This is a genomic window from Brucella pseudogrignonensis (assembly GCF_032190615.1).
In the GTDB taxonomy this organism is placed as follows: Bacteria; Pseudomonadota; Alphaproteobacteria; order Rhizobiales; family Rhizobiaceae; genus Brucella; species Brucella pseudogrignonensis_B.
Genome location: NZ_JAVLAT010000001.1, coordinates 1,406,655 through 1,426,041, shown reverse-complemented (window position 1 = coordinate 1,426,041; position 19,387 = coordinate 1,406,655). Strand labels below are relative to the sequence as shown.

Below are 19,387 nucleotides of genomic sequence, written 5' to 3'. Positions count from 1 at the left end.
AACGCCAAAATGAGACAGTGAAAAATCCATGTCCCATTCCGCTACCCCGAAACCTGCAACCGCTCGCCGCTCAGAGGCTTTAAAGGGCGAAATACGCATTCCGGGTGACAAATCCATATCGCATCGTTCTTTCATGTTCGGTGGTCTTGCTGCGGGCGAAACCCGCATCACCGGCCTGCTCGAAGGTGAGGACGTTATCAATACAGGCCGCGCAATGCAGGCCATGGGTGCCAAGATTCGCAAGGACGGCGACATCTGGATCATCAATGGTGTGGGCAATGGCTGCCTGTTGCAGCCAGAATCACCGCTCGATTTCGGCAATGCCGGAACCGGTGCCCGTCTCACCATGGGCCTTGTCGGCACCTATGACATGACAACAACCTTTATCGGAGATGCATCGCTGACGTCGCGTCCTATGGGGCGCGTACTCAACCCGCTGCGCGAGATGGGAGTTCAGGTCAAGGCCGCCGAAGGCGACCGCCTGCCGCTCACACTCACCGGTCCAAAGACCGCAAACCCGATCAGCTATCGCGTACCAATGGCATCAGCACAGGTGAAGTCCGCCGTTCTGCTGGCAGGCCTCAATACGCCGGGCGTTACGACGGTCATTGAATCTGTCATGACCCGTGATCACACCGAGAAAATGTTGCAAGGCTTTGGTGCCGACCTCACGGTTGAGACTGACAAGGATGGCGTGCGCCATATTCGCATTGTTGGACAGGGCAAGCTTACGGGCCAGACCATCGACGTGCCGGGCGATCCATCCTCAACCGCTTTCCCGCTTGTCGCGGCGCTGCTGGTTGAAGGCTCGGATGTCACGATCCGCAATGTTCTGATGAACCCCACCCGCACCGGACTGATCCTGACCTTACAGGAAATGGGCGCTGACATTGAAATCATCGATCCGCGTCTTGCTGGTGGTGAAGATGTTGCCGATCTGCGTGTGAAATCATCGAAGCTCAAGGGCGTTGTCGTTCCACCGGAACGCGCTCCGTCGATGATCGACGAGTATCCGGTTCTGGCGATTGCTGCTTCCTTTGCCGAAGGCGAAACCGTGATGGATGGTCTTGATGAGTTGCGCGTCAAAGAATCAGATCGTCTCGCAGCCGTCGCTCGTGGCCTTGAAGCCAACGGCGTTGATTGCACCGAAGGCGAAATGTCGCTGACGGTTCGTGGTCGTCCTGACGGTAAAGGCCTTGGCGGCGGCACGGTTGCCACGCATCTTGATCACCGCATTGCGATGAGCTTCCTTGTCATGGGGCTGGCCGCTGAAAAGCCGGTTACTGTTGATGACAGTTTGATGATTGCTACCTCTTTCCCGGAATTCATGACCATGATGCCGGGCCTTGGTGCAAAAATCGAAGTCAGCGAGAAGCAATGACAACTTTCGTCGTAGCCATCGACGGACCTGCAGCTTCGGGCAAGGGAACCCTTGCCCGGCGCATCGCCATTCATTACGGGATGCCCCATCTCGATACTGGCCTGACCTACCGTGCAGTGGCGAAAGCCCTACTCGATCAGGGGCTGCCGCTTGATGATGAGGCGATTGCGGCGGATGTGGCGCTTCAACTCAATCTGCATGATATGGATAAGGTCGTACTTTCGGCCCACGCCATCGGCGAAGCGGCATCGAAAGTGGCGGTCATGCCTGCGGTGCGGCGTGCACTTGTTGAAGCCCAACGTAGTTTTGCCAATGCATTGCCTTCAAGCGTGCTTGACGGACGAGATATTGGGACGGTGGTCTGCCCGCAAGCGCAGATAAAGCTCTTTGTAACGGCATCGCCAGAAGTCCGCGCCCAGCGTCGCTTTGACGAAATTATTGCCAAAGGCGGCACAGCTGATTTTGATGAGATTTTAGCCGATCTCAAAAAGCGCGACGAACGCGACATGAACCGCACGGATTCGCCGCTCAAGCCTGCCGAAGACGCGCACTTGCTAGATACGAGCAAAATGAGTATAGAAGCGGCATTTCTGGCTGCGAAAAAGCTGATTGATCATGCTCTCGCGCAGCACAAGGCATAATATTGGGACAGTTTTATAACTTTCTGATAGAATAATGCCTCTGAAACACTGAATAATCCGGGTTTTGTTCCTATATAGGGCTCACCCAAACCTATAACCTGACTTCGCGTTCCACGCGCCGGTTGTCTCTCACGAGACGGGACCGAAGGACAGGCCCAACGCAACTCTAACCCCCGGCGCCGCATCCGATGTTGATTTATACCGGATGCATCAGGAGTATTTATGTCTGAATTTAATCCCTCCCTCGCAGACTTCGAATCGCTGCTGGCTGAATCCTTTGCCAACAATGACCTTGCAGAAGGTTATGTTGTAAAGGGTCGCATCGTTGCCATCGAAAAAGACATGGCAATCATCGATGCCGGCCTCAAGGTCGAAGGTCGCGTACCGCTGAAGGAATTCGGCGCGAAGGGCAAAGACGGCTCGATGAAGCCGGGCGACGAAGTTGAAGTTTACGTTGAGCGCATCGAAAACGCACTCGGCGAAGCTGTTCTGTCGCGCGAAAAAGCACGTCGTGAAGAAAGCTGGGGCAAGCTCGAGCAGAAGTTCGCTAACAGCGAACGCGTCGACGGCGTCATCTTCAATCAGGTTAAGGGTGGCTTCACCGTTGATCTGGACGGCGCAGTTGCGTTCCTTCCGCGTTCGCAGGTGGACATTCGTCCGATCCGCGACGTTACCCCACTTATGCACGTCCCACAGCCTTTCGAAATCCTCAAGATGGACAAGCGCCGCGGCAACATCGTTGTTTCGCGTCGTACCGTTCTTGAAGAAAGCCGTGCGGAACAGCGTTCGGAAATCGTTCAGAACCTTGAAGAAGGTCAGGTTGTTGACGGCGTTGTCAAGAACATCACCGATTACGGTGCGTTCGTTGACCTCGGCGGCATTGACGGCCTCCTGCACGTGACCGACATGGCATGGCGCCGCGTCAACCATCCTTCGGAAATCCTCACCATCGGCCAGTCGGTCAAGGTGCAGATCATCCGTATCAACCAGGACACACATCGTATCTCGCTCGGCATGAAGCAGCTCGAGAACGATCCTTGGGATGGCATTGGTGCGAAGTACCCGATCGGCAAAAAGATCACCGGTACTGTAACCAACATCACCGATTACGGCGCATTTGTCGAAATCGAGCCAGGCATCGAAGGTCTGATCCACGTTTCAGAAATGTCGTGGACCAAGAAGAACGTACATCCAGGCAAGATCCTGTCGACCACGCAGGAAGTCGAAGTTGTTGTGCTCGAAGTTGATCCGGTCAAGCGCCGTATCTCGCTCGGTCTCAAGCAGACTCTCGACAACCCATGGACGACTTTTGCTGACAAGTACCCACAGGGCACAATCGTTGAAGGCGAAGTCAAGAACAAGACCGAATTCGGCCTGTTCATTGGTCTCGACGGCGACGTTGACGGCATGGTTCACCTTTCCGATCTCGACTGGAACCGTCCAGGCGAGCAGGTCATCGAAGAATACAACAAGGGCGAAGTTGTTAAGGCCGTTGTTCTCGACGTTGACATCGAAAAGGAACGTATCTCGCTCGGCATCAAGCAGCTTTCCGGCGACAAGGTCGGCGAAGCAGCAGCTTCGGGTGAACTGCGCAAGAACGCCGTTGTAACCTGTGAAGTCACAGCCGTTACCGATGGTGGCCTTGAAGTCCGTCTCGTTGACCACGATCTCGACAGCTTCATCAAGCGCTCGGATCTGTCGCGTGACCGTGACGAACAGCGTCCAGAACGCTTCAGCGTTGGCCAGAAAGTTGACGCTCGCGTCATCGCATTCGACAAGAAGACCCGCAAGCTGCAGGTCTCCATCAAGGCTCTGGAAATTGCTGAAGAAAAGGAAGCAGTCGCTCAGTACGGCTCGACCGATTCCGGTGCATCGCTCGGCGACATTCTCGCTGCAGCAATGAAGAAGTCGGAAAACAACTAAGTTTTCGACACTTCAATAAATATGAGAAAGCCCGCCATTTGGCGGGCTTTTTTTCTGACTACCCAAACATATACGAACAACAAATAAAACCCTAGATGTTTATAAAATTTTGCGGTTGAGAAATAAAAAATTAAATGTCAATTACCCGAACTGTAAATTGATCTAAAAGCATTATAATACTACGGAGTCAGTATATGCGTCATTACTTCTTATCTGCATCATCAATTTTATTTATATCATTAACAAGCGCTGCCTATTCAGCAGATGTTGTTGTCATGCAAGAACCTACTGAAAAAATTTCAAGTTCGCCATATAATTGGAGTGGAGCCTATTTGGGCGGCCAAGTTGGTCACTCATGGGCAAAAACTAAATATTCTCTAAAAGATAATGACGACTTTGAAGACTTTGATAGTGCGGGTTCAGAAAACAAAGGTGCCTTTATTGGCGGCGTCTATGCCGGATATAACTTTGATTTAGGGAATAATTTTATTCTTGGCGGTGAAGTGGATATAATTAAGGGATTTCAATCCCAAAAAAACAGTTTTCTTCACGATGATTCAGGACACAGTGCATCCACGGAACTAGCTTGGAATGGAGCGATGCGAGCGCGAATGGGATATGCTGTGAATAAAGTTATGCCATATCTCGCTGGTGGTTTAGCCTTTGGAAGTATTAAAAATACGCTTACAATCAACGAAGAATTTGAGGATGGTGAGACTATATCTAAAACAAAGACACGAACCGGATGGACTGTTGGAGGTGGTGTTGATTATGCGGCAACCGACAACGTAATACTACGATTAGAGTATCGTTATACAGATTTCGGCAAACAAAACTTTGATCTTAATGGAAACGGCACGGCAAGCAGCAAACTGTCAACAAACGACATTCGCATTGGTGTTGCTTATAAGTTTTAGAACAATCTGGCCCTCCGTAGTTAAGGAATAAAGCAGGCGAATGGTGCGGGTGTTTCTTTAGGTCTCCGCTCCATTCTAAACGCCAGCTATCAAGCTATATCCAACAAATATATCAAGCCTAAGCTGATCGCCCCAAGTGCCACGAGGGACAAAATGGCCGCAAAGGTGACCCGTCCGCCAGCCGAGGCGACAGAGCGCACATCGACACCAAGCCCAAGTGCTGCCATTGAAATGATCGTCAGTGCTGTCGACGCAAACTGGATGATCGGGAGAATTGCTTCGGGAATAAGATGCAGCGAGCGCAGCGCCATCATACCCAGAAAACCGATGATGAACCATGGCACCAGTTGCAGAAAGCCGGGTTTTACCTCCGCATCTCTATTTCCAGCGAGAACCGATAGCGTCAGAATAACCGGCCCCAGCATCAACACACGAACGAGCTTGACCAAGGTTCCCAGTTGTACGCTGATTGCAGCAACGGGCGCGGTTGCAGCCAGCACCTGTGGCACGGCATAAACCGTCAGCCCCGCCAGAACGCCATACTGCGTAAAAGACATTCCAAGCAGCGGTACCAGCAGCGGCAGACACAGCACAACAACGACACCAAGGATGGCGGTAAAGGCGATAGAAGCAGCGACATCTTCGCTATCTGCGCCAATAACAGGGGCAGTGGCGGCGATAGCAGAATTACCACAGATTGAATTGCCGCAAGCAACCAGAACGGCCATGCGATGCGGCAGTTTTAACAAACGTCCAATGCCATAGCTTAGCGAGATCGCGATGGCCACCACACAGGCAATACCAAGGATAAGGCCCGGCCCGGCATCAATCACCGCACTTGCGCTGATCGACGCGCCAAGCAGTACAACGGCAATTTCCAGTAGCAACTTTGCCGAAAAGCTGATGCCTTTGGCAAATTGCTTACCGGGACGGAAAATGGTGCGAACTGCGGTTCCCAGCAGAATTGCCAAGACAAGCGCTTCCAGCCATGCCTTGCCCGTATAATGTTCCTCGACCTTTTCCAAGCCGATAGCGACTGCCGATACCGCCAGACTAAGCGCTAGCCCGGGGAGAATGTTCTGGAATTTGGTGGTTATTGCGGTCGTCATTGGGATAGACATTCATATCAGGAGAAATATTTTTCAATCTCATGCGCCTTTTCTTCTGTTCATTCCATCGCATAATATGGCACAATTCATTCGATAAAATCGAACGATTGAAGCTATGACACTGGAACAACTGCGTATTTTCATCGAAGTGGCCGAGCGAGAGCATCTGACCCGCGCGTCGGAGGCGCTCAATCTCACGCCATCGGCGGTGAGTTCGGCCATTCGCACACTGGAAGATCGCTATAGTGCGATGCTTTTCAACCGGATCGGACGGCGCATAGAGCTAACCGGCGATGGCCGCATGTTTCTGGATGAAGCCCGCGCGACACTTGCCCGGGCGCAATCCGCTGAGCGTATGCTGTCGGAACTTGGCAGTGGCAAACGTGGCATTCTTACCATTCATGCCAGCCAGACGATTGCGAGCTATTGGCTGCCGCCCTATCTGGCACAGTTTCATGCAGCCTACCCAATGATCTATTTGCGGCTGACGCTCGGCAATACCGAAAGCGTGACACAAGCAACTGAGGCCGGTTTAGCCGATATAGGGCTTGTGGAAGGTGCGGTACAGGCACCGGCACTTTCCCTTCGCAAAGTTGGTACAGACCAGCTTATCGTTGTCACAGGGCCTGATCATCCATGGCGCAATGCTGAAAAGCTCACCTGGGATTCGTTGTTTAGCGGCCAGTGGATATTGCGCGAACATGGGTCAGGCACGCGCAGCGTGTTCGAAGATGCGGCACGCGTCGCAGGCTATGATCCGGCGCGTCTGAACATTGCGCTTGAACTTCCTTCCAATGAAGCGATCTGCTCTGCCGTGCTTTCCGGCAATTATGTTACTGCGATCTCGGAACTGGTGGCTGCACCCCATCTCGCGGCGGGCACATTGGTCAAAGCCAATTTTGCATTGCCTCAACGCCAGTTTTTGATGCTTTCGCATAATGACCGCTATCAGACTAAAGCGCTTACATCTTTCGCTAACATGCTGATCCGCGAACCGGACATGTCGCGCACAGAACAACTCCTCGACCATTAAGCACGATAGGCTTGTCAGACGGGTATATCCCCGCACTGTCCATCTGGAGGAGGTAGGCATGAGCAGGAATAGAGGCGTTGTGTACATGCGCCCGGGTAAAGTCGAAGTTCGTGATATTGATGATCCGGTGCTGAGCGCACCCGACGGGCGTAAGCTGGACCACGCTGTCATCCTGAAAGTGATCACCACCAATATCTGCGGGTCTGATCAGCACATGGTGCGCGGTCGCACCACTGCCATGCCCGGTCTTGTGCTTGGCCACGAAATCACCGGTGAAGTGATTGAGAAAGGTAGCGATGTCGAAATGCTCGAAGTGGGCGACATCGTTTCGGTGCCGTTCAATGTCGCCTGTGGGCGCTGCCGCTGCTGCAAGTCGCAGGACACCGGCGTGTGCCTGACGGTCAACCCATCACGCGCGGGCGGTGCCTATGGCTATGTGGATATGGGCGGCTGGATCGGTGGGCAAGCGCGCTATGTCATGGTGCCTTATGCCGATTTCAATCTGCTGAAGTTCCCCGACCGAGAGCAGGCCATTGAAAAAATCCGCGACCTCACCATGCTGTCGGATATTCTGCCCACCGGCTTTCATGGCGCAGTGAAAGCGGGTGTTGGCGTCGGCTCCATTGTCTATGTGGCAGGCGCCGGACCAGTTGGGCTTGCTGCCGCTGCCTCTGCGCGCATTTTAGGTGCGGCAGTCGTCATGGTTGGCGATTTCAACAAGGAACGGCTGGAACATGCCCGCAAGGTTGGTTTCGAGCCGATTGATCTTTCGGCAAGTGATCGTCTCGGTGACATGATTGCAGAAGTGACCGGCAGCAACGAAGTGGATAGCGCTATCGATGCTGTCGGCTTTGAAGCCCGTGGTCACAGCGGCGGTGAACAACCGGCTATCGTTCTCAACCAGATGATGGAAATTACCCGCCCGGCAGGCTCCATCGGCATTCCCGGATTGTATGTGACGGAAGATCCGGGCGCAGTTGACAGCGCCGCCAAACAGGGAAGCCTGTCACTGCGCTTTGGTCTTGGCTGGGCAAAGGCGCAGTCTTTCCATACTGGCCAGACGCCGGTAGTGAAATATAACCGCCAACTCATGCAGGCTATTCTGCACGGTCGGCTGAACATTGCAGACATCGTCAATGCGCAGGTGATTTCGCTGGAAGATGCGCCGCAAGGCTATGAAAGCTTTGATCAGGGCGTGGCGAAGAAATTCGTGCTCGACCCACATGGCATGCTGACAAAAGCGGCTTAAAATTGTGCGCCGGAGCGATTATCTCACTCCGGCGCGGATTTTCAGCGAATAGATTTTCGCCAGTTCCTGCTGGGTGAAACAGGTTAGAGGCAGTCCATTTTTGGATTGCCACAGACCAGTGGAACAACGGGTTCTGAAACCAGGCAGGCCATCCGCGTTTCCATTGGAATGGTCCGCGAACTCTTTGGTGAAATTAATAATGTTCGACGGTAAGGTCATCAAAAATCAAAAATACTTGAATTATAAAAATAAACACAGCAGTAAATTTTTGAGAAATTGAACTGCAAAATTTAGTTGATATAAAAAGTATAGTAGCCATAATTGCTGTTAGTACGATATCTAAGCTAAACCAGTAAGCATTATTTATAATTATAAAATGTAGTAAATCGTAAGATATTTGATTTATGATAAAAATCATAAAAAACCACTTACGTATTTTTAGAAAATATGAATCAAAATCTTCGTGAAAGTGAACGTAGTCGGGAGAAACCAACGAAGACAAAAAATAAAAACTGAATGCATATAAAATAATAAACAAGTAAGAAAAATAAGAATTATTTATCAATTCACCCCAAGCAAGAACATCCCACCACCAATCTACAACAAATATACTGCATGTTAACAACCATAAAAAATGCGTAATATTTATTCTTTTCTCGCTTACTGACTGTATATAAAAAACAAATGATGAAAGCACCTTAGATATACAAAGACTCACAAATACACCTGTAATAATTCTTACATGAAAAAAATACTCTGTGTATCCAGAAATATTAATAACTTTATCCATAATTAACCTATAATAAAAATATAATATAATATAAAAATGAAATAAAATTTATTAATGTATAATAGTAATTAAATTAGATGATGTAAAGCATGTTGGCGTCATTCCATTTTTTGATTGCCAAAGACCAATAGAACGACGAGTTTTGAAGCCCGGCAAACCATCAGCCTTGCCAATATCGTAGCCCTGCGCCTGCATGCGCTTTTGCATCGCTAGAATATCAGAGCGATACATGGTGCCGACATTGCCCCACTGCGTCTGAAAATCACCCGCGCCATAGGCAATGCTGTCACCAATATGGCCGATGAACAGCGCATAGAGATCGCTCATATTGTAATCTTTGATGACGTAGAAATTCGGCGTCACGATAAAGGCCGGGCCATAGCGACCAGCGGGCATAAGCAGAAAGCCTTCGCCACGCATCTCACTGGCAGGAAATGCCTTGCCGTTAGTGCGAGTGATGCCAAGCTTTGACCATTCAGCGAAGGTCTTGCCCTGATCCGGCCCTTCCAGCGAGCATGAGACATTCTGAGGGACATTAACCTCATAGCCCCAGTCCCGGCCTGCCTGCCAGCCATGGATTTTGAGATAATTGGCAATCGATGCCAGCGTATCGGGAACCGAATTCCAGATGTCGCGCTTGCCATCACCGTCAAAATCGACAGCATGTTTGAGATAAGATGTCGGCATGAACTGCGGCTGGCCCAGCGCACCCGCCCACGAACTTTTCATCGAACCATTGGCGATGTAATCGCGCGATGTGATTTGAAGCGCTGCAATCAGCTCCTTGCGAAACATATCCTTGCGCGTTGCCATGAAGGCCTTGGTGCCCAGCACTTCAAACGCGTTGTAGGGAATTTTGACGGTACCAAAGCCCGACTCACGGCCCCATATCGCCACAACAATGCGGCCCGGAACGCCATAGCGTTGCTCAATGCTTTTGAGCAGACTTGCATTCTGACCAAGCCGCACCTTGCCGCCACTCGTGACGCTGCCAACGGTCTTCGCATTGAAATATTTGCCAGGGGCGCCGAATTCGGCCTGCTTCTGCTCTTTTGGTCCCGACGGCTTTTCGCCGGGAATAACCAGATCGGGCAGTTTCCAATTAATGGTGACGCCTGCAAAAGCCTGCTCGAAAACCGGACGCGAAACGCCTGCGGCTTTGGCTTCCGGCCAAAGGTCCTTTTCAATCCAGTTGCGATACTGGCTTTCGATTTGCGCTTTGGAGGGAGCAGCATAAGAAGACGTTGAGCAAAGCGATGCAGCGATAAAAAGAGCCGTTGTCAGGCATCGTTTCCAGAATGCAGCCTTCATAAACGTCTCCCAAATTGATTGTCAGAGTGCTGTTCGCGCCCGAAGAGCCGCCGCAAGCGTTCCTTCATCAAGATAATCAAGCTCGCCACCAACCGGCACGCCATGCGCAAGCCGTGTTACACGGACTTCAAAATTTGTCAGCTGATCGGTGATGTAATGCGCTGTCGTCTGTCCTTCGACTGTGGCGTTGACTGCGAGAATCACTTCCCTGATCTCGCCTGTTGCAACGCGCTCGACCAGCCCTTTGATATTGAGATCATCAGGTCCAAGACCATCCAGCGGTGACAGACGGCCGCCCAGCACATGATAGCGCACATTCATGGTGCCAGCGCGTTCCAGCGCCCAGAGATCGGACACGTCTTCCACGACGATCAGAACGGACGGATCGCGGCGGTCGTCTGTGCAGATCGTGCATGGGTCGCTGGTATCAACATTGCCGCAGCACGAGCAGATACGCACTTTTTCAGCCGCTTCCTGCATGGCCCCGCCAAGCGGCACCAGAAGCGCCTCTTTCTTCTTGATCAGGTGCAACGCCGCACGACGCGCAGAACGCGGCCCCAATCCCGGTACACGGGCCAGAAGCTGGATCAGACGTTCAATTTCAGGACCGGCGATACGTTTGGACATGCTGATTTATGAAGTTGGAAATTAGGGGAAAATGAAATGGGGGCTTAATCGCCCCCTTATCGCCTAGAACGGCAGTTTGAAGCCCGGAGGGATTGGCAGACCAGCGGTCAGCGACTGGGTCTTTTCAGCCATTTCAGCTTCAAGCTTCGCCTTGGCGTCATTATGAGCTGCGATGATCAGATCTTCGAGGATTTCAGTGTCCTCTTCCTTCATCATCGAAGGGTCGATTTTAAGCGACGACAAGGTGCCCTTGCCCGAAAGCGTGACCGTAACAAGGCCGCCACCCGAAGAAGCGGTTGCTTCAAGATTGGCGATTTCATCCTGCATGACCTTCATCTTGGCCTGCAATTCCTTCGCCTGTTTCATCATGCCCATCATGTCACGCATGGGTTCACTCCATCATTTTTTTGAACGCGCATCTTACTCCGAAAACCGCTTCGCACTTTTCGGGATGCGCTCTAAAATTCAGTCATCGTCAGAAGGCGCGCCGGGCACGTCTTCAATACTATCCAAGTCTATATCGTCATCGTCGCTCTGTTCTGCAACCGCTATGCGGACGTCAGTGATCTTTGCACCCGGAAAAGCCGCCAGAATGGCAGCAACATCCGGGTCAGCACGGGCATCGGTTACAAGATTATCGCGACGCTCGGTTTCCGCTTCCGCAACGGTTTGGCCTGAAACATCACGTGCAACCGTTACAACCCAACGGATGCCGGTCCAGTTGTGCAGACGCTGTGAAATATCGCTCGGCAAGGATTTTGGCGCATCATCTGTGAGGCCGATTTCAAGCCGCCCTGCCGCAATAGACGACATGCGCACACAGTTCTTGACCAGAATCTTGAACTGCATGTCGCGGAACTTATCAGCCAGCGCTACAATATCATTGAGACTGTTGATTTGAACCGAGGGCTGCGGCGTATTGTCGACAAACTGCTGTGGCGCAGGCGGTTGAACTGGCTGTGGCTGTGTTTCAACCAGACGCATGGCCGTTGCAGGACCACCCGATGCTGGCATCATGGTTGAGGCGGCAACTGCATCAACACTGCTGCGCGCTTCCGGCTGTGAGCCGCCATTCGGCCTTGCTCCGCCTGAAGGCTGCGGGCGCGGTGCTGAGACTGATCCATTTTCCAAACCGCGCAACGCTTCATCCAGCGTTGGCAGATCGGCAGCATGAGCCAAACGGATCAGCAGCATTTCCGCTGCCTGCACAGGTCGCGTTGCGGTATCCACTTCCGCAATGCCCTTGAGCAGCATCTGCCATGTCCGCGAAAGCACCCGCACGGAAAGCTTTTGCGCAAACTCGCGACCGCGAACGCGCTCGTCTTCCGAGAGCGACACATCTTCCGCCACATCCGGCGTAAAGCGCAGACGTGTCACCAGATGATTGAAATCGGCAAGATCCGTCAGCACGACCGATGGATCAGCACCAACATCATATTGCGCACGGAATTCAGTCAAAGCGCCAGCAACGTCCCCACGCATAATCATCTCAAAAAGATCGATAATGCGTGCACGGTCGGCAAGGCCGAGCATCGAACGCACAGCTTCCGCTGAGACATGACCCGCACCATGCGCGATGGCCTGATCGAAAATCGAGAGCGAATCACGTGCCGAGCCTTCGCCCGCGCGTGCAATCATCGCAAGCGATGTGTCATCGACTTCGATGGCTTCTGCTTCGGCAATGCGACGCAGATGTGCGGCGAGCGTTCCCGATTCGATGCGGCGCAAGTCAAAACGCTGACAGCGCGACAGAACCGTGATTGGCACTTTGCGAATTTCGGTGGTCGCGAAGATAAATTTCACATGCGGCGGCGGCTCTTCAAGCGTCTTCAACAGACCGTTGAAGGCCTGATTGGACAGCATGTGTACTTCGTCGATGATATAGACTTTGTAGCGTGCCGACACAGGGCGATAGCGCACCTGCTCGATGATCTCGCGAATATCGTCGATACCCGTATGCGAGGCGGCGTCCATCTCGATGACGTCGACATGGCGGCCTTCCATGATCGCCTGACAATGCTCCCCCATGACGGAGAGATCAATCGACGGCTGATCAATAGAATCGGTCTTGTAATTGAGCGCACGCGCCAGAATACGGGCCGTCGTGGTCTTGCCCACACCGCGCACACCAGTCAGCATCCATGCCTGCGCAATACGGCCAGTCTCAAACGCATTTTTCAGCGTACGGACCATCGGCTCCTGGCCAATCAGATCATTGAAATTCTGGGGGCGATACTTGCGGGCGAGAACGCGATAAGCGCCAGTTTCGGATTTTGTGTCCATTGCGACCCTTCCGTTCTCTGTTCGCTTGTTCCGATCAACAAACTCTAAACAGTTTGGACCAGAGACGAAAGTGGCTTTGGCGATGGCTTATCAACCATCAACAACCATGATCGTTTTAGAAAGGTGGGAGGCTGGCACGATGACCCGTGCCGTGCTCGTTGGGGCTGCTTCCTTCCGGACCTGACCCGGTTGGCGAGTGGCTCGTCCACCACCAACCTCCCACGCTGCATATCGTCAATTACCACGCAAAAAGCAAGCGCAGAGACAAAAAAACTGATAAGAATTATTCTATGGAACAGTTTGAACTCGATAAACGGCTCGATGCCGACACTTTTTTAGTGGCCAAGCTTGGCCTTTGCGAGCTGCGCTTGATGAATGACAAGCGCTGGCCTTGGCTGATCCTTGTGCCGCGCCGCGCCAAACTCTCCGAAATTCACGATCTAACACCGCTTGATCAGACCATCCTGACCTTTGAAGCGGCAATGGTTTCGCAGGCACTTAAAAGCACCACCAATTGTCTCAAAATCAACACAGGCGCTTTGGGCAACATGGTTCGCCAGCTGCACATGCATGTGATTGCGCGTAATGAAGGTGATGCTGGCTGGCCCGGACCGGTCTGGGGTCATGGCACACGCGAGCCTTATAACGATGCTGAAGCGCAAAAGCTGATTGAAGACATTCGCGCTGCACTCTGATCCCCTCACAAACATTTTCCCGAGAACATCATGGCTTTTCGCCTTTACGACCTGCCGGAAACAGAACCGAGCCGTTTTGTCGGCTTTGCAGGCAATCGCATCGATCGCCTGTCCGAAAAGCGACAGGACGATTCGGCTTTTACTGCGCTGGAATTGCCGGAAACCCGCGTGATGGTTTTGGGCGGTAACAAGCTGCTGCTTGATTACATAGAAGAACAGGCACCCCGCGCCTTGTTTTCGCTTAGCGAAATACAAGCATTTTCGCCAGATTTGCATGAGCCTATTCTGCTCGGTTTACAAGATGGCGCGCCGATTGTGGCACTGATGGCGCCGCTTAATCCGGATGCCCTTGAACCGCCATATCGTGCTCAGGATTATCGCAGTATCTATATGGAAGGACTTGTTTCTGCCGATATCATCGGCGCTTTGGCACAAGCCGCAGCACTCACCGCATGGCATAACAATCATCGCTTTTGCGGTCGCTGCGGCACCAAAAGCGACATGCGTGCCGGGGGTGCAAAGCGCGTTTGCCCCAAGTGCAGTGCCGAACATTTTCCGCGCACCGATCCTGTGGCGATCATGCTGCCTGTTCGCGGTGAGAAGTGCATTCTCGCACGCAGCCCACATTTTAGCGCAGGTTCTTATTCCTGCCTTGCGGGCTTTATCGAGCACGGCGAGACAATTGAAGCTGCCGTGCGGCGTGAAAGTTTTGAGGAAATGGGGCTTCAGATCGGGCGCGTGGGCTATCACGCGAGCCAACCATGGCCTTTCCCCTATTCCCTGATGATCGGCTGTCATGCCGAGGTGCTATCTGACGACTTCACTATCGACCGTTCGGAACTCGAAGACGGCCACTGGTTCGAAAAGGCAGAAGTTCGCGCCATGCTTGCAGGCACCCATGAAAATGGGCTGCGTGTCCCGGCAAGTGGTGCCATCGCAACCCATCTGATCAGAGCCTGGGCCGAAAATAATTAAGACTCGTCTTATTATATCCTGATTATACTCGCAGTTTTATTCGCAGTTTTATTCGCTATAAATAATTAATAAATTTGAAAAAGCGAAAACCGTTATGATAATATATGTAAATAACGATACCGATGACGGAATATATGCAAAGATAAAGCTTGAAATAATAGATAAATTCCCCCCATGGGAATCAGATCAGCTTGGGTTCTACCTGTGGAATGAATCAGGATGGTTTGATAACGACTATTCAGATCATAATTATCATAATATACAACCATACAATGACGACCAGACAGCCTTTTACGAGGGGTTATATTGCGCTTTTTCTTTTGACGCGACCTTTGACACTCCCAGCGGTGTAAAGGTCCGAATGTGGCGCGACCGGCCGACCGATCCTTGGAATGTGATAAATGGTGACTACAGTAGAGGACTCAATGCAATTGGAATAAGATCATATGGAAAAGGATTCGGAGAATATAAACTACGTATAAGTAATTTTTTCTTATATCTTATAAAAATCGGAAATGTATCAAACGAAAAAATGTTATGTACATTTCCTGCCATTCTCCCAAATACCACCATCACAGGCGGAAAATCATTTGTTTCAAATCAATTTATAGTTCAACCTAGCTACGAAATAACAACGCAGTGCAGCGGATACTAACTCGTCGATGTATAACAACATCCGCTGCCATGAAATCCCTCACTCAGCTGCCAACAATTGCGTGCCGCGTGTATCGGCTCCCTTGTAGACGCCAAGAATACGCACTTCCTTTGTGAAGAAGCGTAATTCTTCGAGGGCTAACTGAAGATTATGGTCTTCCGGGTGACCTTCCACATCAGCATAGAATTGCGTTGCGATGAAACGGCCACCGATCTGATAGCTTTCAAGCTTGGTCATGTTGATGCCATTGGTGGCGAAACCACCAAGTGCCTTGTAAAGCGCTGCCGGCACGTTGCGAACGCGGAAAACAAAGGTCGTGACGATACGCTCGCCGTTTTCCGGACGTGGCTCCCATTTTTTGTTCTTGGACAGAACGACGAAGCGGGTCACGTTGTCTTCCGAATCCTCAACATTCTCTTCCAGAATATCGAGACCGTAGAGCTCAGAGGCTAAGCGCGGCGCAAGCGCCGCCATTGAGCGATCTTTCATGTCGGCAACGAGACGCGCAGCACCCGCCGTATCGCCTGCAATCACTGGTTTCCAGCCGTTGCTGCGAATAACCTTGCGGCACTGACCGAGCGCATGGATATGGCTGTGAACAGTCTTGATTTCTTCGCGTTTAACGCCCGGCAGCACCATCAGCTGGAAGTGGATCGGTAGGAAATATTCGCCAACAATATGCATATCAGCGAGCGGCAGCAGATAATGAATATCTGCAACCCGACCTGCGAGCGTATTTTCAATCGGAATCATCGCAAGGTCTGCAGCGCCACTTTCGACTGCGTTAAAAGCATCCTCAAAAGTTGGGCACGGCAAAGGCTCCATATCGGGAAACATGTTGCGGCAAGCCGTATCGGAATTGGCGCCAGCTTCACCCTGAAAGGAAATCCGGTTGGTCTTCATCGTGTCCGTACTTTCTCAAACGCTTCGCAACAATCGAAGCTTATCTATCACAAACCCTTTGCGATAATTTCCCGTGCCCGGTCAAGATCAGCCTGCGTATCAACGCCAAGCGGAACGGTGCGGACAATCTCGGCTTCTATGCGCATTCCGTCTTCAAGTGCGCGCAACTGTTCAAGCTTTTCGCGCTTTTCAAGCACAGATGGGCCAATTTTCACAAAACGCTCAAGCGCCGCACGGCGATAGGCATAAAGACCGATGTGGTGATAAAGCGGACCATCGCCATAAGGGGCGGTCGCTCGTGTAAAATAAAGTGCGCGCAGACGTTCGCCGCCATTCATTGGTGAGCCGACGATCTTGACCACATTGGGATTGATCTTCTCTTCATCAACCGTGATCTCGACGCCAAGCGTGGCAATATCGGCAGGTCCATCAACAAGCGGCAGCAAAGAGCGGCGAATTGTTTCCGGGTCAATGGTCGGCAGATCGCCCTGCACATTGACCACTGCTTCGACCTCGCCATTCGGGTCGACTTTTTGCAGCGCTTCATAGATGCGGTCCGACCCCGACTCATGATCGCTGCGCGTCATAATGACCTCATGACCATGGGCCTGAACGGCAGCAAAAACCTCTTCACTATCTGTCGCCACCACCGTGCGGCCCAGCTTCGCTGCCACAGCCCGGTCCGCCACATGCACGATCATCGGCTTGCCGCAAATATCCGCAAGAGGCTTGTTTGGCAGGCGCACCGAGGCCATTCGAGCAGGAATGAGTGTCAGTGTTTTCAAAGTCTGAAGCATGATCATCTCGTCATGTGTGGTTTAGCCAGAAAGGTCTTATTGCGCCTTCTTTAGACATTTATCTACCCACCCATTGCAGCAAAAGTGTCAAAAAGTCACGGGGGTAGCAGCCCTTATAAGTGTTGCACCCCCCCCGTAAAAGACCTAGTTTCCGGCCAATGCCGGGGAGAGACTTGCCAGACTTACACATAGGTTTTGCATGCCGGCCTTTGGAGGCGTTGAGTAGAGGGAGCGCTGACCGGCGATGAATTCAACCCGGACGAACAAATTTATCATGGCTTTTCTGGCCGCAGTTTTTGTTGTCATGACAACGGGCATTCTGTCCGACACACTGTTTCATGCACCTGCACCTGAAAAACCAGGTTTCATTATTGAAGCAGCTGAAGGTTCGGCTGGCGGTGGTGCAGCTGCCCCAGCAAAGGAAGAAGTGTCGATTGCTGTTCTGATGCAATCTGCTGATCCTGCGCGCGGCGAAACCGTTTTCAAGCGTTGTGCAGCATGTCACACTTCTGAAAAGGGCGGCGCCAACAAGGTCGGTCCACATCTGTGGGATGTTGTCAATCGCCCGGCTGCCTCAGTAGATGGCTTTGGCTATTCGGCTGCGATGAAGGCTTTTGGTGCCGAAGGGAACAAATGGGATTATGAACATCTCAACAAGTTCCTCACCTCGCCAAAGGGATACATTAAAGGCACGGCCATGGGCTTTGCTGGCGATAAGAAAGATAACGAACGCGCCGATCTGATTGCCTTTCTGCGCACACTGTCCGACAATCCAGCCCCGCTTCCAGCGGCGGATGCAGCCCCTGCTGAAGGCGGTAACGCAAAGCCCGAAGGTGAAACCGTTCCTGCTGGCGAAACTGAAAAGCCAGCGGAACAGGCACCAGCCAGCGGCGGAGAAGCGCCAGCCCCGACACAGCCTGCACCAGCAAACTAAGCTGACTAAAATGTCGAAAAAGCCGGGTTACAGCCCGGCTTTTTTAATTGAATGAAAAACGACTTTATCAAATTGAATTTGTATCAATCATTTTTTTGCATCGAATATTTTGAAGCCGTTCGCCTCCTCAAGAACAGTCACGTTCTTGAAAAGGCCCTTCAATGTCGCCTCATAAGGCAATTGTCGATTGGCTACCATCAGCAGACGCCCACCAGTTTTTAGCCGTGAAGCGGCGGCGGCAATAAAGGTTTGACCAAGCGACACTTCGGTTGCCCGTCCCTCGTGAAACGGCGGATTCATAATCACCGTGTCGTAAATGCCGGTGAGTTTTTCACTGGTCACATCGAACCAGTTAAACGAAATCGGTACCGATGCGCCAAGTCGCTCCAGATTGCCGCGGGCGGCCTCCAGTGCTTCATAATCCGCCTCAAACAGATCGATACCCTTAAGACGATCTGCATATTTAAGGCTCTGCGCTGCAAGATAGCCCCAGCCAGCGCCAAGATCGGCAACCTGACCGAACACGATCTTTTCCATATGCGGCACCAGCAGCGCCGAACCCTTATCAATCGCACCATGCGAGAACATGCCGGGCTCTGTGCGGAACACATCGTCAATATCGCTTGCAAGCGGCTTCAAAGCATTGATGAAGTCGATCGTCAGGTCGGCTGGGCGTTGCAGCCAGAAAGCCACCGCATGATTCTTGGACAGCCGATCACTAATTTCAGCAATATTGCCGACCCATTTGCGGAAACTATCGACGCCAAGCTTCTTGTCTCCACAAACAACAATCCAGCCACCCGGCTCAACACGCGCCAAAAGCTCCGCAAACCACGCCTCATTGCGTCCGCGATGTTTTCCGAGGAGAAGTAGCCCGCCAGAGAAACAGCTCTCCTCGTCAAGCTCTGCCTCCAACTGAGGGATTGCCTTAAAGCCTTCCTTATTGAGAGCCAGCCAATCAGGACGCCATGGCTGCAAAAAAGTCAGCGCTTGTTTCCATTCATCCTCAAGGTGCCGGTCGGCGGACAGTCCGCAGGCAAGGAAGGTCTGGCCTTCTTCAGGCATATCCAGAATGTCCTGATAGAAGGGGAGAAAGAGTGTTTGTTGTGCTGGTGTCATCATGGCTCATCCATGGTCTTGAATTGATTCACGTGCAACAAAAAA

17 protein-coding genes and 1 other RNA gene are annotated in these 19,387 nt (G+C 51.9%); 9 read left to right on the top strand and 9 right to left on the bottom strand.

Annotated elements, in window-relative coordinates; translation table 11 throughout:
• Nucleotides 1-28: 28 nt before the first annotated feature.
• From aroA to RI570_RS06915, 4 genes are all read left to right on the top strand, one after another.
• Nucleotides 29-1,381 carry a 3-phosphoshikimate 1-carboxyvinyltransferase gene (aroA, locus tag RI570_RS06930; protein ID WP_313827683.1) on the top strand — a complete coding sequence of 451 codons (1,353 nt, stop codon included), beginning with the start codon at nt 29-31 and terminating at the stop codon, nt 1,379-1,381.
• The gene (gene cmk, locus RI570_RS06925; protein WP_313827682.1) at nt 1,378-2,022 is read left to right on the top strand and encodes a (d)CMP kinase; all 645 of its coding nucleotides are present in this window, start codon (nt 1,378-1,380) and stop codon (nt 2,020-2,022) included. The genes aroA and cmk overlap by 4 nt, the downstream gene beginning before the upstream one ends.
• A gap of 222 nt (nt 2,023-2,244) precedes the next feature.
• Nucleotides 2,245-3,945, top strand: coding sequence for a 30S ribosomal protein S1 (rpsA, locus tag RI570_RS06920; protein ID WP_313827681.1), 1,701 nt, complete (start codon nt 2,245-2,247; stop codon nt 3,943-3,945).
• A gap of 194 nt (nt 3,946-4,139) precedes the next feature.
• Nucleotides 4,140-4,862 carry a porin family protein gene (locus RI570_RS06915; protein ID WP_313827680.1) on the top strand — a complete coding sequence of 241 codons (723 nt, stop codon included), beginning with the start codon at nt 4,140-4,142 and terminating at the stop codon, nt 4,860-4,862.
• Nucleotides 4,863-4,951: 89 nt separating this feature from the next.
• Here the strand turns inward: RI570_RS06915 and RI570_RS06910 are convergent, their stop codons facing one another.
• Nucleotides 4,952-5,971 (bottom strand): YeiH family protein, encoded by a 1,020-nt coding sequence (locus tag RI570_RS06910; protein ID WP_313827679.1) that lies wholly within the window; start codon nt 5,969-5,971, stop codon nt 4,952-4,954.
• Nucleotides 5,972-6,086: 115 nt separating this feature from the next.
• Here RI570_RS06910 and RI570_RS06905 point away from each other — a divergent pair, with 115 nt between their 5' ends.
• On the top strand, nt 6,087-7,004 hold the full coding sequence (locus tag RI570_RS06905) for a LysR family transcriptional regulator (protein ID WP_313827678.1): 918 nt from the start codon (nt 6,087-6,089) through the stop codon (nt 7,002-7,004).
• A gap of 58 nt (nt 7,005-7,062) precedes the next feature.
• Nucleotides 7,063-8,253, top strand: a complete 1,191-nt coding sequence (gene fdhA, locus RI570_RS06900) for a formaldehyde dehydrogenase, glutathione-independent (RefSeq protein ID WP_313827677.1) — start codon at nt 7,063-7,065, stop codon at nt 8,251-8,253.
• An 841-nt stretch (nt 8,254-9,094) separates the two neighbouring features.
• Here the strand turns inward: fdhA and RI570_RS06895 are convergent.
• The 5 genes from RI570_RS06895 to ffs all read right to left on the bottom strand — a co-directional run bounded on the left by RI570_RS06895 (nt 9,095) and on the right by ffs (nt 13,484).
• A complete protein-coding gene (locus RI570_RS06895) occupies nt 9,095-10,354 on the bottom strand; it encodes a lytic murein transglycosylase (protein WP_409558624.1) in 1,260 nt (419 codons plus the stop codon).
• A gap of 21 nt (nt 10,355-10,375) precedes the next feature.
• Complete coding sequence (recR, locus tag RI570_RS06890) at nt 10,376-10,981, bottom strand: recombination mediator RecR (RefSeq protein WP_313827676.1); 606 nt, start codon at nt 10,979-10,981, stop codon at nt 10,376-10,378.
• 63 nt (nt 10,982-11,044) lie between these two features.
• Nucleotides 11,045-11,368, bottom strand: coding sequence for a YbaB/EbfC family nucleoid-associated protein (locus tag RI570_RS06885; protein ID WP_064322329.1), 324 nt, complete (start codon nt 11,366-11,368; stop codon nt 11,045-11,047).
• A 78-nt stretch (nt 11,369-11,446) separates the two neighbouring features.
• Nucleotides 11,447-13,348: a DNA polymerase III subunit gamma/tau gene (locus RI570_RS06880; RefSeq protein WP_313828577.1), complete on the bottom strand. Its 1,902-nt coding sequence runs from the start codon at nt 13,346-13,348 to the stop codon at nt 11,447-11,449.
• A 39-nt stretch (nt 13,349-13,387) separates the two neighbouring features.
• Nucleotides 13,388-13,484, bottom strand: an RNA gene (gene ffs / locus RI570_RS06875) — signal recognition particle sRNA small type.
• Nucleotides 13,485-13,554: 70 nt separating this feature from the next.
• Here ffs and RI570_RS06870 point away from each other — a divergent pair.
• Together RI570_RS06870 and nudC are read left to right on the top strand one after the other, a co-directional pair.
• A complete protein-coding gene (locus RI570_RS06870) occupies nt 13,555-13,959 on the top strand; it encodes an HIT family protein (RefSeq protein ID WP_313827675.1) in 405 nt (134 codons plus the stop codon).
• 30 nt (nt 13,960-13,989) lie between these two features.
• Nucleotides 13,990-14,934, top strand: a complete 945-nt coding sequence (nudC, locus tag RI570_RS06865; RefSeq protein ID WP_313827674.1) for an NAD(+) diphosphatase — start codon at nt 13,990-13,992, stop codon at nt 14,932-14,934.
• A 694-nt stretch (nt 14,935-15,628) separates the two neighbouring features.
• On the opposite strand, the gene RI570_RS06860 is transcribed toward nudC, so the two are convergent.
• Both RI570_RS06860 and RI570_RS06855 read right to left on the bottom strand, forming a co-directional pair.
• The gene (locus RI570_RS06860) at nt 15,629-16,492 is read right to left on the bottom strand and encodes a prephenate dehydratase (protein WP_313827673.1); all 864 of its coding nucleotides are present in this window, start codon (nt 16,490-16,492) and stop codon (nt 15,629-15,631) included.
• Nucleotides 16,493-16,539: 47 nt separating this feature from the next.
• Nucleotides 16,540-17,289: a 3-deoxy-manno-octulosonate cytidylyltransferase gene (locus RI570_RS06855; RefSeq protein ID WP_313827672.1), complete on the bottom strand. Its 750-nt coding sequence runs from the start codon at nt 17,287-17,289 to the stop codon at nt 16,540-16,542.
• Nucleotides 17,290-17,533: 244 nt separating this feature from the next.
• Here RI570_RS06855 and RI570_RS06850 point away from each other — a divergent pair, with 244 nt between their 5' ends.
• Nucleotides 17,534-18,223 (top strand): cytochrome c family protein, encoded by a 690-nt coding sequence (locus RI570_RS06850; RefSeq protein WP_313827671.1) that lies wholly within the window; start codon nt 17,534-17,536, stop codon nt 18,221-18,223.
• Nucleotides 18,224-18,310: 87 nt separating this feature from the next.
• Here RI570_RS06850 and RI570_RS06845 read toward each other — a convergent pair whose 3' ends face one another.
• Entirely contained in the window at nt 18,311-19,345 is a 1,035-nt protein-coding gene (locus tag RI570_RS06845; protein ID WP_313827670.1) for a class I SAM-dependent methyltransferase, read from the bottom strand.
• Nucleotides 19,346-19,387 lie beyond the last annotated feature (42 nt).